The organism is Nostoc sp. PCC 7524, from assembly GCF_000316645.1.
GTDB lineage: Bacteria > Cyanobacteriota > Cyanobacteriia > Cyanobacteriales > Nostocaceae > Trichormus.
The window spans coordinates 4,338,561-4,354,330 of record NC_019684.1; the positions used below are offsets into that span (position 1 = coordinate 4,338,561).

Consider the following 15,770-nt stretch of genomic DNA (forward strand, 5'->3'; position numbering starts at 1 on the left):
TTTACAACTCGCCCGTGGCTAACATCTGGATGATGCGAGGTGTACCAGGGTCAAATCCTGCCAAGTCCCAAGATAGGGGATCTTTGGGATCTACTAAGGTAATTTGGTAAGGTGTCAGGGTGACATACACAGCCTTAACATCAGGATTAACCTTTTTACGGTACTGCGCCAATGCTTGACTAGGATGTTTATAACCCGCCCAGCTTTCGGAGTCAGTCCAAAAACAGACGACATCGGCTTTGAACTTATTTTTAATCATCCACTCATAAGCCACAGACGCATCTGTACCACCGAAGTTTTGGTTGCTAGCTTTCCGCACCGCAGAACTAAAACTATCTTTAGCAGTGATATTTAATTCCCGAAATTCGGTAGCAAAACCGCGAATCATGTAGTTTTTCTCAGCTTTGGCTGTAACTAATGCCATTGTGGTGGCGATTTCACAGCAGCTAAGTCCCATGTCTGCAACCAAGCTACCCATAGAACCAGAAACGTCTACGGCGTGCATGAACACTTTACCTGTGGGTTCTACCACATCAAAGGACAACTCAACGGCTTTTTCTAAGATGTCCACGATGCGGGGAACTGGACTCCAGGTTTTCTTACTGCGTCCCAGCCTTCCCCCAGACTCGTAAGTTTTGAGTGCTTTCAAAACATCGATGGGATGAATACGACCTTTACGCAGATGTTCTTTGTTATTGAGAACAGCTTCTACCCGTGACAAGTTAGCATCTTCATCAGCCCGCAATACACCCAGTTCAGTTAATGAACCCAAGTTACGCAACATCGCACTGATGGGCATTTCCTGAAATAGTAATTGCCAAGCTTCTTTATCCATCTTCCCCACAGGTGCAGCCATTTCGTGGGTTAAACGTCCTTGCAAAATGGCTTGGTGGGTTTCGCTGGGGTTGCGCTTGAGCCATTCGTACCACCAAATCTGCGCCAACGCCTCAGAAGGTATTGCGGCGGGTAAATCTGCCCAACCTTTCACTACCCACTCATATAGTTGACGGTGATTTTCTGTAGGTGGTTTGACGTGAAACAACCGTAAAGCGTCCCGGTTAGTAAAGCCTTGACGTTGTTGATATTTCAAAAGTTGATAAGCCAAACTTTTGACATCTTCACGAGATAGCCAGCTTTTACCAGCTTCCCGCACTATCTTACCGAAACCTCGTAGAGATTTGGTGTAGTTCAACCATTCATAAAAATGGCTACCTGTGCGAACAACTTGGGGAAATATTTCACCAAAAGCCTGTTTTGCTTCTGGAGTTTCACCCATTGACAGTAAAACCAAAGCAAAGATAGGTGCGCTGTTATTGATGGCGCGTCCGTCGCTAGCGTACAAAATTTCTTCCGCAACACGGCTGGGATTTTCAGCAACAGCTTGTTTCACCACCGTCACAAAATCTTCTGTGAGTTCTTGTTTACCAGCATAGTACGTGCTTTGGGCTGTGCCGACCAACAGACAACGCCGTAGCATCTGCCAAATACCAGCATTGAACATCCAACCGCCGGAACGTCCTTTCATCATCTCAGCTTCCCGTCCGGGGATGGGTTGATTTTGTGGTGTGGTTGTCTTATTTTTGGTGAAAAAATTATAATTCATAGTTTCATCTCCCAGCCCTTGCGGGCAAAAATGAAAGGTGGCAGAGCGGGACTCGTAGCTTGCTTCCCGTAGGGTACCCGCAACCTCTCGTTTTGCAGACGATAACCCTCGATTCTTCGGCCTATTCAGGCAAGTTGCGAATAAGGATAATAGCGTTCTTCCTTTTGAACTACCTGCCACATGACAATTCAAAATTAGTCTGGAAAGGTTGGGTGTGACGGAAAACGACAACGCCCAATTTCTACAAACTCTGAACTTGTTTTGGCGCGAGGAGCAGGATTTGAACCTGCGTCCGATGAATTAACGATAACCCTCAATTAGTTGGCCTTTTCAGGCAAGTTTGTAAACTAAGGACTATGGGTTTTAACCCTTTCACTGCTCTACCAATCTGAGCTATCCCCGCTTAATAAATAAAAATTCTCAATTTCAACTCAAGCAGGGGCTATGCCCTGCTTCCCTAACAGCACGAATATTGGTAGCAGAGCAGGATTTGCACCTGCATCTACAGAAATTTAATCAAGGGATTGTGAATTAAGATATTAGTTGTTTCGATAACCCTCGATAGTTCGGCCTTGACAGGCAAGGTGGGTGTTCTGGTATTTGAACTATCCGCTACACAAATTAGTTACAAGTTTTGCTTAACTCCTTTGGGAATGCCAGCTTGTATTATCAATGTAGTATGTGTAGTTTGTAGTGTCAAGAGTAGAACTAAATTTTTTTGCTGATTGTGTTTGGCAAGTTCGTAGTGAGGGCTTTAGCCCTCAAGGCAAGGACTAAAGTCCTTACTACAAAATTATTCATCAAGCAAAGTTGCCTGTTCAGACGACTAGAAGTATCAGCTAGAAGATTGGAAAAAGATTTTGCCGATTTTTGCCTATCTGATGAGCCTTTGGAGCTTTGGCAAATTTAGGTTAATGATGATTTTGCTTATTTTTTCCGTAACTTTGCCAAACTATACAAAAACCTGTGCCGATTTTTGCCAATATAATATATTATTTCCCAAAAAATTCGCTTGGCAAAAATCGGCATGAGTGAAAAAACAATAGAAGGTAGCGGGAAAGGCTTTCTCGTTCTCCTTTTGCCAATATCGTTTGTGATCATTTTCCTGGTTACTACCTGGAAATTTTTGCTGGCATTTCTGGTGTTGCTGATTGGGTTAAATGTTTGGCAACAATACCAATGGCAACAGTGGTGTCAGCGAGTTAACCCGGTTTTTAGTCAATTGGTTCGAGAAAATCAGGGCAAGATTACACCAGTAGATTTGGCAATTCGGGGCAACTTTCCCGGTACACAAGCAAAACGCTATCTAGATAGTAAAGCATCAGAATTTGGTGCGAGCATACTACCTGCTGGAGAAGGTGGCGAAGTATATTACTTCATCACTGGCAGTATTCTGGGTAATATTCTCGACAGTAGTGAGCCTGTCAAAGAACTAGCTGCACCACAAATAACCAAGGAGGCGCGATCGCTCCTAGCACCACCACCGCCACCAGAACCAGTTACGGTAGAACCAGAACCAGAACCAGAATTACCACCACCAGTAGTTACTGAAGAAGCAAAACAAAATTTAGCAAAACAGCTAGTTTTTGGCTCTCTGATTCAATCAGAACTGGCAAAACGGCTAAACGTTTATTCCAGCACTGTATATAAACGGCGCAATGATCCCGACTTTCCTGAATGGACTCGCAACCGCGATCCTGATGGAATTGCTTGGACTTTTTCAGAAAAAACTAAGGAATTTTTTCCACTGGAGGAAAACGAAGGTAACTAGAGTGGGGAGTAGGGAATAGGGAGTAGGGAATAGGAAATCTATATTTCTACTTACAATTTCCCTATATTTAATGTTCTTTTAGTTGACTTTTGAATTCAAAGCCTACAGCTTCCGAGATGGAACTGAGGCTATTTTGCTCTAACTTAGCCAGCAAACCCTGAAGAATGCGGCGTACCATCATTGGGCCTTCGTAAATCCAGCCTGTATACACTTGAATCAGGCTGGCACCAGCAGTAATTTTTGCCCAAGCATCATCTGGGGAAAAGATACCACCTACCCCAATAATCGGTATTTGCCCTTGGGTTTGCTGCCAAATAAACCTGATTACTTCTGTGGAGCGATCACGCACTGGCACACCACTAATTCCCCCGGCTTCTTGCTCAGGTGATTTGCCAGTTTTGTCAATCACCTGAGTTTTTAATCCCTCACGGCTAATAGTGGTGTTGGTGGCAATAATCCCTGCTAGCTGGTAGGTTTTCGCCAAATTAATAATATCCGCGATCGCTTCCCACTCTAAATCAGGGGCTATCTTGACAAACAATGGTTTATATGGATTATTTTCTTTTTGTAGTAAATCCAAGATAGAACTGAGCATTGTTGCATCTTGGAGCGATCGCAGCCCTGGTGTATTGGGTGAAGACACATTAACTACAAAATAGTCTCCTAAATTTTTCAGTAAGCGAAAACTATTTAAATAATCTTCTGCGGCTGCTTCTAGGGGAGTTACTTTCGATTTACCCAAATTAATACCGATGGGTATAGATGGGGTTAACTCTAGTTTTTCCTGAGATAACCTTTGTGCCATGACTGCCGCACCACTATTATTAAACCCCATGCGGTTCAGGACAGCTTGATCTAAGGGCAAGCGAAATAACCGAGGACGCGGATTTCCAGGCTGTGCTACAAATGTCACAGTTCCCAACTCCGCAAACCCAAAACCCATGCTTGACCAAATGCCAGATGCTACGCCATCTTTATCAAACCCAGCTGCTAAACCTACGGGATTGGGGAAGTGTAACCCAAATAAATTTTGTTCTAGGCGGTGATCTTGCAGACAGAGAGATTTTTGTAATAGTTTTGGCAGCCAGCTATTACCAGCGTAATGTTGATGTGATAGCCAACTTAAAACACCAATTGCTTGGTGATGTGACCACTCTGGATCTGCCTTCAGTAAATTGAATAAAACCGGACGAACGGCAAGTTGATAAATATCCATTGCAAATTTTACCCAGAAATGTCAAGAACTATTGGTAAAAATATGAGTCGGGGTAATTTTCTGGGCATCTTATATATTACAAGCTATGTTGATTAATCATCAGATGGGGCAGCCACAACCACCTATAGCCGCCGAACAACATATTGTTGCCTTGGGAAATGTTTTGCAACGTCTCAGGGAAGCAGATGATGTTGAAGTTCTGATTGAAACTACTATTTCTTATATTAAACAACAGTTTAATTACAGCCTGATTTGGATTGCTTTTTACGATCGCCTCGAACACACATTGTTGGGTAAAGGCGGTGTCACCCCTGGTAATGATGCAAGCATTTTAAGGAAACGGGTTGTTCTCAATCCCGGTGACTTATTAGAGCAAGTAGTGATTCAACAGCGTCCTGTGGGATTAGCGGACATTCACAACGAACCTAGGATTGGCGAATGGCAAGAATTTGGCAAAAAACATCATATTCAGGGAACAATTATTTTTCCCATCCGCTACAAAGACCGTTGTTTAGGTTTACTGTTAGTTGCTGCTGAACGTTGGGGTTATCTCATCCCAGAGGATGCTAAAGCTAGGTTGTTGATTGTGTTGGGGGAATTGGGGGCAATCCTTTATCAACATGAGATATTGTTGCTGCAAAAGCAAACCAAGCGTCCTGATGAACCGTTATTAGAATTACTGGAAAATTTACGCAACCTCAATAATTTAGAGGAAAGACTCAAAGCCGCCATCCAAGCAACCCATGAATTTGTGGCTCCTAGTCGTACCAATGTTTACTGGTTTGAGAGGCAAGGACGCTATTTTTGGTGTCGCATGAGCAATCAGCTAGTCAAAATGGGACGCGATTCTCAGCGTGAACAGCCAGCAGCCGGGATGACAGTACAAGAATTAAATGACTTTTATTATGCTTTGTCGGTCAATCAAATTGTTTGGATTGGTGATGCTCGCAGTTCCTTAAAAAGCCATTTTACCGCTAAGTTGCTACAACGCTGGCGAGTGCGATCGCTCTTAGCCGCTCCCATCATTTGGCAACAAGACCTCTTGGGTTTTCTAGCGGTAGAAGGTAATGAACCACGCATTTGGACAGAAGCAGACAAAAATTTTGTCCAAGGTGCGGCAGGTTTACTCTCCCTGGTAGCTCCAACTGAAAAAATGGAAAGTACCATTCAACAAATTCAAGAGGACTCCCAACTCACCAGCCAAGTTGCCCAAGCTATCTATAGTCACCAAGACCTGAAAGAAACATTACGTATCTGTGCCGCCAAAGTTTTAACACGACTAGCAGCTAGCCGCTTTTTAGTCTTACAGTACGACCCTGATCGCAATAACTATCAAGTTGTCTATCAAACCCAGCCTCATAATCGCCGACCTTTGACCTTTGCTTTTAGTTTATTGACAGAAACCGACAGACAAATGTTGAAGACGGCAAAAACTACAGTAGAAGTTGAGAACTTAGAGGAAGACTTACGGTTTTTTAACTGGCGGCCACCCTTGATAGAAAATGGGGTGCGATCGCTTTTAGTTTGTAACTGCGCTCAAGGCCATCGACCAGATGCCATACTGCTCATTACCCACACCAATCATCGCACTTGGACAACTCTCGAAAAAGAACTACTGTGGATTGTCAGCCAACAAATTGGTGTAATCTTACGGCAGTGGCGATTACTGACTAACAGTGAACAGCAGCAACAAATTTTGCAGGGCATTCAACAGTGCCTTTGCATTTTAGAAGAAGCCCATAGCGAAAATTCGGAAACCGAAAAATATTATCTAGAAACTACAGCACTGAGACAAATTGCATCTATTCTGGGCTGTCCTATGGCATTTATGTTGTCTTGGTCATCTGCACAGGCCCATGCAGAAATTATCCCTGGAGTGATTACAGATAGTCGGTTTAGTATCGTCACTCATGCCCAAATATCCGTACAGCATGAAGCATTGATTCAGTGGGCATTAGCCAAAGATGGTTTCTTAAATTTAAAGGTAGATGATTTACCAGCAGAAACCAAAAAATGGTTAAATTGTGCAGTAATTGGTAAAGTGCTAGTCATAGCCTTACGTACTGCGGCCATCCATCAACCTACAGCAGTCATGGTATTGGTAGACCAAGCAGAACGTTACTGGCCACAACAAACCGTGAACGCCTTAGAAACTCTGATTGAGCAATTAGCTTGGTTGCGTCGTCAACAGCAAGTCAGCGAAAGTCTAGAGTCTACAACCGAAGAATTACAACAACTCAATTGGTACAAACATCGCCGTCTGGAAGAAATTCACAGAACAACAACACAATTACTCAATCAAATTAATGATTTAGGCATTCCTACTAATGAACTAACTCAGACACGCTACCAATTATTGTGGCGGCAGTTAGGTCATACCACGACTGCCATGACGGCACTCATAAAACAGGAACAATGGCAGTTACACAAAAACTGTGAATCTATGCCCATAGCCAGTTTACTCAAGCGATCGCTCGAACGCATTGACAACTTACTCCAACAACAAAAACTTTGGATAGGTGTACATGGCTTGGGACAATCCACTCCAGAATCAGAGACAAATCATACGTCTGCCTTAGTTAAAGGTATGGTATCCCAAAATCATCCCTCCCCGATGGCGATCGCAGGCGACATTGTGAAATTTGAATTAGTCCTGCACGAATTACTACTTGCCGCCTGTCACCGTTCTCCCACTGGCAGCAGAATAGATATTTGGTGTCGTCGCTTAGATGAGCAATTCTTAGAGGTGTCAATCACCGATAACGGCACAATTGAATCACAGCTACTGACTAAGTTACAGTTACAGCCAAAGACACGTAAAGATATTTTAGCTGTTGATCAGTTTGAGAAACCACCACATTTACATTTACTCATCTGCCAACAAATCATCCAGCAACTCGCAGGCGAATTACATTTCTATCAGTTACCAGATCATCGAGTAGTTAGCCGTTTGCTATTACCATTAGCTGTTTCTTGACTGAAGAAAGGTATTAGGAATTGGGTATTGGGATAAGAGGAATTGGGGCAAGTCTGTGCTGAGTGCAAGGGGAAAGACTTTGTGAGCATCCAGTTTTGGCAGAAACACTCAAATGGCAAGTAAACTCCGTCCTTTGCCTTGAAAAACATTACCCCCCTCCGTCACCGGAGAGGGGTTAGGGATGAGATATCAAAATTCTCACTAACTGGCACTCAGCACTTTTTAATAAGCATCCTGCAACTCGTAGAAATCAGGCGAAATGTAATCCTTCCGCAAAGGCCAACCCACCCAATCCTCTGGCATTAAAATTCGCTTTAAATTGGGGTGTCCTTCGTAGATAATGCCGAACATATCGTAAGATTCGCGCTCCTGCCAGTCGGCTGTCTTCCAAATCCAGTAAACAGAAGGTACTACAGGATTTTCCCTGGGCAAGAAAACCTTCACCCGTACTTCTTCAGGCTTATCAGCATTATCACCAACTTTAACTAAGTGATACACACTGACTAAATCTTCTCCTGGGCCAAGGTCAATACCCGATTGAAACTGGAGATAATTAAACCCGTAAGCATACAGGGCTGTGGCGATGGGAAGCAGAAAATTTGCCTCCACTTTAATTATCTCTACGCCGTTTTTATCGGCTTCCAAAGACTCATGAGCAAAGCCATTTTCTGCTAACCACAGGGAAATCGGCCCAGCTTGAACTATGGATTCTGCTGCTGCTGGTACTGGTTTTAATTCTTCATCAGCCACGGTTTTGTTCCTCTTTCTGTGTCTTTGCTGTCAGCAGTGCAGGTGGAACTGGTAAACCAATTGCTTCTGTTAATTCCTTGGGTGGGTTGAAGCGGGTTTCTGACTGCATATACTTACCAGTTAAAATTTCTGGCACTGGCTTCAAATTATGAGTCGTGCTGTAGAAACGGTGGGTTTGCTTAATCTGACCCCGTTCTTGCATCGAATCATTAGCAATCTTTTTCCGCAGCTTGATAATTGCGTCAATAATTGCTTCGGGGCGGGGAGGACAACCAGGCAAATACACATCCACAGGAATCAACTTATCAACTCCACGTACAGCCGTAGGAGAATCAACGCTGAACATCCCGCCTGTAATTGTACAAGCACCCATGGCAATTACATACTTTGGTTCAGGCATTTGTTCATAAAGACGCACCAATTGAGGAGCCATCTTCATAGTGATTGTTCCAGCTGTAATAATTAAGTCAGCTTGACGGGGACTAGAACGAGGAATTAACCCGAAACGGTCGAAGTCAAAACGGGAACCAATTAAAGCTGCAAACTCAATAAAGCAGCAAGCTGTGCCGAATAACAAAGGCCACAGACTAGAAAGCCTAGCCCAGTTGTAGAGGTCATCAACCGTGGTTAAAATCACGTTTTCTGAAAGGTCTTGAGTGACTGTAGGACGCTCAATGGGGTTGATGATTCGCTCTTTGTCCTGTGTGGTTAAATCAGAATTCAAGACCATTCCAAAGCTCCTTTACGCCATGCGTAAACTAGGGCGACTACAAGAATTGCAATAAAAATCAGCGCCTCAATGAATGCCAATAGCCCTAGACGGTGAAAAGCAACTGCCCAAGGATACAAAAAAACAGTCTCCACGTCAAAGACAACGAAGACTAGGGCAAACATATAGTAGCGGATGTTGAATTGAATCCAGGCTCCGCCGATTGGTTCCATCCCAGATTCATAGGTGGTGCGACGTTCCAGGCTATTACCAGTAGGTCTGAGTAGCTTGGACGCGGAAAGTGCTAATGCAGGAACTAGGCTACAGATAATGAGAAAGCCTAGAAGGTACTCGTAACCGCTAAGAACAAACACAATGAGTTTCTACCGCTTAAGGTGTAAATAAGGCTGTTACTTTCTTTTACATTATATCTGTTTAGTTTTTCTGAAATCTGGGAAACAGACGGATTTCAGGTATTTGATTCGTTTGTCAGAGTGATAGAAAAGTCTAACAGTTATGTCATAATTTTTAACGTATATTTAATATTTCTTCTCTGCGAGACCTTAGTCATGAGCGAACCAGCTGTTGAAACTACAGTGTTAGACCGCTACGAGTGTCGCGCCTGCGGTTATGTTTACGAACCTGAAAAGGGTGACGATAAGCATGACATCACTCCAGGGACACCCTTTGCAGAACTGCCGATTAATTGGCGTTGTCCAGTCTGTACGGCGAAAAAGGTAGCTTTTACCAATATTGGCCCGGCTGGTACAGCATCCGGTTTCAAAGAAAATCTCGGTTATGGTTTAGGTGTAAATACCCTTACACCCAGTCAAAAGAATATCCTGATTTTTGGGGCTTTGGCTCTGGCTTTCCTGCTCTTTATGAGTCTTTACGGCTTACAGTGAGGCTGGAGGTAGAGGAGCAGGTGAGAAAATCATACTCCGCACTCAATAACTCAGTCCTCACAACTCAATGTGCTTTTTGGACTTGATAGGTAAAGATTCCAAATAAACCTTACACGAATTGAGAAATAGCTAAAAAAAATCTGATGCAATCAATGGTTATTTTAAAAAGTTGGCAAAAAATATTTGCTCTGTTGTTAGTCGTCTTCATGTGTATTGGGTGTAGTAAAGTTCCTTCTACCAGCTACAACCCTTGGGCGGTAATTTCTTTGCCAACAGAGGCTAACCTACTAGATATTGCCTTTACTAACGATCCTCAGCACGGCTTTTTAGTTGGTAGCAACGCTACCCTGTTAGAAAGTCATGATGGTGGTGATACTTGGCAGCCTCTAACATTGGCACTTGAAGACGATCGCTATCGTTTTGACTCAGTAAGTTTTGCTGGCAAAGAAGGTTGGATAGTGGGAGAACCTTCTTTACTACTGCATACCACTGACGAAGGTCGTTCTTGGTCGCGTATTCCCTTAAGTGAAAAACTACCCGGTAATCCCATTTCGATCCATGCTTTAGCCGAAAATCAAGCTGAGATGGCCACTGATGTGGGCGCAATCTATACAACTACAGACGGCGGTAAAAACTGGAAAGCACAAGTAGAAGCAGCAGTAGGTGTAGTCCGTAACTTGAAACGTTCTGCTGATGGGAAATATGTTGCTGTTTCTGCCAAAGGTAGCTTTTATTCGACTTGGGAACCAGGTCAAAATGCCTGGGTTCCTCATAACCGCAATAGTTCCCGTAGGTTAGAAAACATGGGATTTTCCCAAGATGGACAATTGTGGTTATTAGCACGGGGAGGTCAGGTACAATTTAGCGACCCTGCTAAACCGGATGAATGGCAAGAAGCCCAAACTCCTGAACTGTCCACCAGTTGGGGTTTACTGGATTTGGCTTATCGCACACCCCAAGAAATCTGGGTTGGTGGCGGTAGTGGTAACTTATTACTAAGTACCGATGGCGGAAAAACTTGGGAAAAAGACAGGGATGTAGAGGCTGTGGCTGCTAATTTTTACAAAATTGTCTTTTTACAGCCTGATCAGGGATTTATTATTGGCGATCGCGGCGTTTTATTAAAATATCAACCCGATGGTGCCAAAACAGACAAGACAGAAGCATCTGCCTAATACCTCACTGAGTTTTCTGAGAAGAAAGTTGCAACTTGTAACTCTTTCTAAACTTTGTAGGATAATAAACTCAATAACGTCTTTGTTGAAGGTAGGGATCTAAATGTCAGGTACCACGGGAGAACGTCCGTTTTCCGATATTATTACCAGTATTCGTTACTGGGTAATCCACAGCATCACCATTCCAGCACTGTTTATTGCAGGTTGGTTATTTGTCAGCACCGGTCTGGCTTATGATGTGTTCGGCACACCTCGTCCCGATGAATATTACACACAAACACGGCAAGAATTGCCCATTGTGAATAATCGCTTTGAAGCTAAACAGCAAGTTGAACAACTTATCGGCAAGTAATTTGAAATCATGACTAGCGGTAACAATATCAATCAACCAGTTACTTATCCAATTTTTACGGTGAGATGGCTTGCAGTTCATACATTAGCTGTGCCTACCGTATTCTTTTTGGGCGCGATCGCCGCTATGCAGTTTATTCAACGCTAGGAGCTAATCATGGAAAGAACGCCCAATCCCAACAATCAGCCAGTAGAATTAAACCGGACTTCTTTGTATCTGGGATTACTACTCGTTTTTGTATTGGGAATTCTGTTTTCCAGTTACTTCTTTAACTAACTGGAAATATTTTAAGAACCTTTGTTGATCTCAATTCTGCGTTGATTTTTTATTAAGGGAGGAGGAAAATCTGTGTCTGCTGGAACTGGGAGAATTCCCCTGTGGGTCGTCGCTACGATCGCAGGTTTAGGTGTAATTACTGTTGTAGGCATTTTCTTTTACGGAGCCTACGCTGGTATCGGTTCTTCGATGTAATTTTGATCTAAATCGAATACCGAATAATATTTCTAGAGTTTGTTGAGAAATCAGCATAAAAAAAACCGCCTGTCTCTTAAAGATAGGCGGTATATTAATTACTGATTTAATTACAAATCAGGTTAATCGAGAATTAGCTACAGATAATTTGGTAAAAACTGTAGCAATGAATTACTTAATTAACCAATATCATCGCGTTCAATGTATAGCAACATAAACGCCATTGCTACAGCTGGAAAAACTAATCCAGTCAGAGGCACAAAGATCGAGGGCAAAAATGAAGCTGCCATAGTAAAGTTTCCTGTTAAATCACACTACAATTCAAGACGAGCTTACTGCAAATTCAGGCAGATTTTTTTAAATTCTAAAGATTTTTAACACACCCTGAAAAGGATTCTTTACAAACCGAATAACTCATCTAGCTGCAAAGAAGGCAAGTCTGGGGGAATGACAGTCCGCATTACAGTCACTTTATGGCTTTCTTGCTGAGTCACCAGATTGAGAGCGATCGCCTCAATGCGAATTTCTAAGCAGCCAAAGGGAATGTTTAATTGGATCATCACCTCTACTCCTCCAGAGGTGTTGGGAAGTAAATCTTTCAGCAAGTGAGGCCCATCTAATAGCCAGCGAGTTTGACAATCTTCTACCCATAACTTAACTGCTACTTGTGCTGCTACTTCAGGTAGTTCCACGCGTACCCGGATAGAATTACCAGCTATTAGCTCTCCTTCTGGCACATGAAGTTGAGGGATGGGTAAAGGCTCAATGATCATCCCCGTTATATCTGGGGAACTAAATACATCTGTAATTGCTGTATAGTCAGCTTTTGAGCCATAATTCTTGCTTAAATCTACATCTGGTTCGTTGTAAATATCATCTACAACAATTTCTTCTGCTAACCAAGCTAAGGGAGTCTTAATTTGTTCAACAGGTGATTCTTCTGACACTGGAACTAATGCCGAGGATTCTAGGGCAATTATTTGTGCCTCTTCATCTTCCTGATTTTCTAATTCCTCGGCTACTACCGTGGCCATCTCCACAGTTACTATGACAGCATCTGGGGATGGCAAACTGACTTCAACATCAGAAGCGCCTGCTACTTCATCCGGTATTGTCTGGTTTTCTACAACATCATTATCTGTATCCAGATATGGTGTATCTGCCAATTCCGGTAAAGAGTATCCTTGACTCTGCATCCATTTTCTAATCAGAGGAGATGAGTAAAAACTGGGTGGAATTGGTGGTTGACTCACAGAATCATCAATGCGCTCTTGGCTGGAAGTATCCGCCATTTCTGTCTGAGGCTCATCACTTAATTCTAGAGTGGGTGAAGCTTCTAATTCTGCAACAGCCTGATCATCTGCCGATTGTATGTCATCACTGACAACTGCTGGGGTGTTTTCATCCTCAATTATCGGTACATTTATCTCTAGCAAGTCTTCCCCAACTTGGACATCCAACCCTTCAGACACCTCGTCTGTCATAGACTCGCTTGTGCTAGACACGCTGGATAGGGGTTTCAAGTAGGGAAAAGTTCTGCCAAGCAACTGCCCTCGGCGATTTTTGATCACCAGCTGCTCCAAGTTAATGGGAGCTGGGATTGTTGGTACTATTGCTTCATCCTGTTCTACAGGAGTTGCTAAAGTGATTTCTGTAACTAAATCAGCACTAGCCGCATCAGTTGGAGTTTCTGGCAACTTTGGTAGTTGTAGCCCACGGGAATCAGTGGATTTTTTGAGTGATATCTGGTCAATTTGCTCTGGTAAAGGCTTGTTTGGGGCTGGAGAAAGGGGCTGAGATTTTCCTGATGTCTGGGTTTTCACCAGGTTAAACAGCTCTAAATCAATGTTAGTAGCTGCTTCTGCCGTTGATGTTGTTGCTGTACTAGGTTCCTCTGGTATTTCTACAGCTTGAGATTGAGCAGCTGTTACTGCCAATAACTCTGTGACATCTGCCGTAATTGTAAAGGACTGCTTAGCTAATAGGACGACTTTCCCAGCTTTAGTAAACGCGCCATATAGATTAATATCTGCCAAAATCAGCTTCGATTCGCAGTCAGCTGGAATATCTATGGTAGAGCGAATCGAAAAAGGCAGTGATTTATCTGTTAAAGTTTGGCGTATCTGGGTGAGTATCTCCGAACTCAGAGGCGATCGCAGTTCAATACTGAGTTCTAAAGCGTAGAGATTGTTTGAGAGTGAGTCTTGACTATGCTGGGAATTTTCCTCTAACTCCACACACCCATGAATTGTCAGGACGTGACCCCAACGGGTAATATAGGTTTCTTTATCCAGCCTCAGTGATAGGGGCAGTGATGCTTGGGGAGTAGGAGTATCTTCAACTTTTGTTTCATCTTCTAGTAAGTTGGCAGAGCTGGGTAAAGCTAAATCAATCAAATTTTGTAAGATTTGCTCTGCTGTTTCACCTTTCACCCAAACTGGACTAACAGGCTGATCAATTAAGGCTTCTTGATCACTATCTGTAGTTACAAAGTGCTTCTGTTGGGTAATTGATAGTTCTGAAGAATTCAGGGAGATTGATTCTGAATCATCCTCTATACCTAACTGCCCATCTGCCCCGTATACTTGCTGGGACATTACTTGTAGATAGACACCATACTGCCAAGATTGACCCAGCATATCTGACATCAAGTCACCGGAGCAGCGTAACTCCCACATTCCCGACTTGAGGTAGGTATAGGGAATCACCGCCATTAAACCTTCCGAGTTAGTGCGGCGCAATCGCTTTTGAATGCGTCGCTTTGGCGGTACTTCCTGAGTTGATAAGTGTATGACTCGCACTTCCACATCTGTATTAGGAAGGCTTGAACGAGCCAAAACCCTATACCGTCCTTCCTTAATTTCTGTGTTTGGCGATTCCAGTGGGTACCACGAGCGATCGCCCTGCTTCTGAATCAGAAATTGCCAGTGTTCCATTGTGAGTGATGCCCAGACCGAAGAGCTAGCTGAGTAGTAATAATTTGCATTATCTTGTTTGCAAGTTTACCTCAGCAATCCTTATTTGCATGATTGTAATGTAATGTTTTGATTTAGACACTATAAAGTTCAGCTTTAGAGTCTCAGTAAATACCCAGGCTATTTGATGCTTTCAATTCATGGCTCAATCATAATATCAAGTTATGAACCAGTTGCTTACTTTACTTGTCGTACTTCACCTAGGCGTGTGAAGCGAATTTCCATCCGCCGCCGTGCCACATCATCTTGACGAGCGATCGCTGCCAATTCTCCACTTGGTAAAATCAACTGAGCCGCAGAGTAAGCGCGAAACTTCAGTCCCCGCAGTCTTCCCTGTTGAGTTTGAAAATCGCGTAGTACCTTGACTACTGCTAAAGCACGCATTAATCCTAAATCAGCGTTAGAGCCAGCTTGCAGATTAGTAATTGGTAGTTTACCACTAACTACTTTTTCTAAATTCAGGTCTAGGTTACTAACAACTTGACCATTTGGTTGACCATCGGTATGACCAATGATTTCGACAACATTAATTTTGTATTGTTTTGTTGTTTTTTCTATTTCTGGGACGATTCTCCTCACGATATAATTCAACATTGGTGGAGGAATGTTTGCACTACCTGAACTAAAGCGATAAGCTCCTTCATCTTTGATTTCGATAATTGGTGGGGTATCATTATTAGTATTTTGTTGAAATATTTGTTGTGATATTGATGATGTCACAATAGTCAGCAATAAAAACAAAATCAATATCAAAAAAGCATTAGACATTAAATCTGTAAATGCCGTCCAAATATTTAATTCTTCATGATTTTCTATCTTCCTTAAATGACGAGCCATAATTCATGTGTTTTGATGATCTACAAAAG

General features: G+C 42.9%; 16 protein-coding genes and 2 tRNA genes. 8 read left to right on the forward strand and 10 right to left on the reverse strand.

The window, feature by feature from the left end:
• Position 1: 1 nt before the first annotated feature.
• The 3 genes from NOS7524_RS17255 to NOS7524_RS30165 all read right to left on the reverse strand — a co-directional run bounded on the left by NOS7524_RS17255 (position 2) and on the right by NOS7524_RS30165 (position 2,006).
• Positions 2-1,603, reverse strand: coding sequence for a TROVE domain-containing protein (locus tag NOS7524_RS17255; protein WP_015139776.1), 1,602 nt, complete (start codon positions 1,601-1,603; stop codon positions 2-4).
• A 37-nt stretch (positions 1,604-1,640) separates the two neighbouring features.
• Positions 1,641-1,782, reverse strand: a tRNA-OTHER gene (locus tag NOS7524_RS30160).
• 83 nt (positions 1,783-1,865) lie between these two features.
• Positions 1,866-2,006 (reverse strand) — tRNA-OTHER (locus tag NOS7524_RS30165).
• A 624-nt stretch (positions 2,007-2,630) separates the two neighbouring features.
• Between NOS7524_RS30165 and NOS7524_RS17260 the strand changes: the two genes are divergently transcribed.
• A complete protein-coding gene (locus tag NOS7524_RS17260) occupies positions 2,631-3,374 on the forward strand; it encodes a hypothetical protein (protein ID WP_015139777.1) in 744 nt (247 codons plus the stop codon).
• 67 nt (positions 3,375-3,441) lie between these two features.
• Here NOS7524_RS17260 and NOS7524_RS17265 read toward each other — a convergent pair whose 3' ends face one another.
• Entirely contained in the window at positions 3,442-4,590 is a 1,149-nt protein-coding gene (locus NOS7524_RS17265; RefSeq protein ID WP_015139778.1) for a quinone-dependent dihydroorotate dehydrogenase, read from the reverse strand.
• An 85-nt stretch (positions 4,591-4,675) separates the two neighbouring features.
• Between NOS7524_RS17265 and NOS7524_RS17270 the strand changes: the two genes are divergently transcribed.
• Positions 4,676-7,567 carry a GAF domain-containing protein gene (locus NOS7524_RS17270; RefSeq protein ID WP_015139779.1) on the forward strand — a complete coding sequence of 964 codons (2,892 nt, stop codon included), beginning with the start codon at positions 4,676-4,678 and terminating at the stop codon, positions 7,565-7,567.
• 222 nt (positions 7,568-7,789) lie between these two features.
• On the opposite strand, the gene NOS7524_RS17275 is transcribed toward NOS7524_RS17270, so the two are convergent.
• From NOS7524_RS17275 to ndhC, 3 genes are read right to left on the reverse strand one after another with little or no spacing between them, the layout of a single operon-like run.
• Positions 7,790-8,317 (reverse strand): NAD(P)H-quinone oxidoreductase subunit J, encoded by a 528-nt coding sequence (locus NOS7524_RS17275; protein WP_015139780.1) that lies wholly within the window; start codon positions 8,315-8,317, stop codon positions 7,790-7,792.
• Positions 8,310-9,047 (reverse strand): NADH dehydrogenase subunit K, encoded by a 738-nt coding sequence (locus NOS7524_RS17280; protein ID WP_015139781.1) that lies wholly within the window; start codon positions 9,045-9,047, stop codon positions 8,310-8,312. Before NOS7524_RS17280 ends, NOS7524_RS17275 begins: the two co-directional genes overlap by 8 nt.
• A complete protein-coding gene (ndhC, locus tag NOS7524_RS17285; RefSeq protein WP_010997983.1) occupies positions 9,038-9,400 on the reverse strand; it encodes a photosynthetic/respiratory NAD(P)H-quinone oxidoreductase subunit C in 363 nt (120 codons plus the stop codon). Before ndhC ends, NOS7524_RS17280 begins: the two co-directional genes overlap by 10 nt.
• 195 nt (positions 9,401-9,595) lie before the next feature.
• On the opposite strand from ndhC, the gene NOS7524_RS17290 reads away from it, so the two are divergent.
• The 6 genes from NOS7524_RS17290 (at position 9,596) to NOS7524_RS28805 (ending at position 11,929) form a co-directional block, all read left to right on the forward strand.
• Positions 9,596-9,931 (forward strand): rubredoxin, encoded by a 336-nt coding sequence (locus NOS7524_RS17290; protein WP_015139782.1) that lies wholly within the window; start codon positions 9,596-9,598, stop codon positions 9,929-9,931.
• Between the two features lie 152 nt (positions 9,932-10,083).
• Positions 10,084-11,106, forward strand: a complete 1,023-nt coding sequence (locus NOS7524_RS17295) for a photosynthesis system II assembly factor Ycf48 (RefSeq protein WP_015139783.1) — start codon at positions 10,084-10,086, stop codon at positions 11,104-11,106.
• A 103-nt stretch (positions 11,107-11,209) separates the two neighbouring features.
• Positions 11,210-11,458 (forward strand): cytochrome b559 subunit alpha, encoded by a 249-nt coding sequence (psbE, locus tag NOS7524_RS17300; protein ID WP_015139784.1) that lies wholly within the window; start codon positions 11,210-11,212, stop codon positions 11,456-11,458.
• Between the two features lie 9 nt (positions 11,459-11,467).
• On the forward strand, positions 11,468-11,605 hold the full coding sequence (psbF, locus tag NOS7524_RS17305; protein ID WP_015139785.1) for a cytochrome b559 subunit beta: 138 nt from the start codon (positions 11,468-11,470) through the stop codon (positions 11,603-11,605).
• A gap of 9 nt (positions 11,606-11,614) precedes the next feature.
• Entirely contained in the window at positions 11,615-11,734 is a 120-nt protein-coding gene (locus NOS7524_RS28800; protein WP_010997988.1) for a photosystem II reaction center protein L, read from the forward strand.
• 72 nt (positions 11,735-11,806) lie between these two features.
• The gene (locus NOS7524_RS28805) at positions 11,807-11,929 is read left to right on the forward strand and encodes a photosystem II reaction center protein J (RefSeq protein WP_015139786.1); all 123 of its coding nucleotides are present in this window, start codon (positions 11,807-11,809) and stop codon (positions 11,927-11,929) included.
• Positions 11,930-12,108: 179 nt separating this feature from the next.
• Here the strand turns inward: NOS7524_RS28805 and psaI are convergent, their stop codons facing one another.
• From psaI to NOS7524_RS17320, 3 genes are all read right to left on the reverse strand, one after another.
• Positions 12,109-12,219 carry a photosystem I reaction center subunit VIII gene (gene psaI, locus NOS7524_RS17310; protein WP_015139787.1) on the reverse strand — a complete coding sequence of 37 codons (111 nt, stop codon included), beginning with the start codon at positions 12,217-12,219 and terminating at the stop codon, positions 12,109-12,111.
• 108 nt (positions 12,220-12,327) lie between these two features.
• Positions 12,328-14,865: a hypothetical protein gene (locus tag NOS7524_RS17315; protein WP_015139788.1), complete on the reverse strand. Its 2,538-nt coding sequence runs from the start codon at positions 14,863-14,865 to the stop codon at positions 12,328-12,330.
• A 216-nt stretch (positions 14,866-15,081) separates the two neighbouring features.
• A complete protein-coding gene (locus NOS7524_RS17320; RefSeq protein WP_015139789.1) occupies positions 15,082-15,741 on the reverse strand; it encodes a flagellar motor protein in 660 nt (219 codons plus the stop codon).
• Positions 15,742-15,770: the final 29 nt, after the last annotated feature.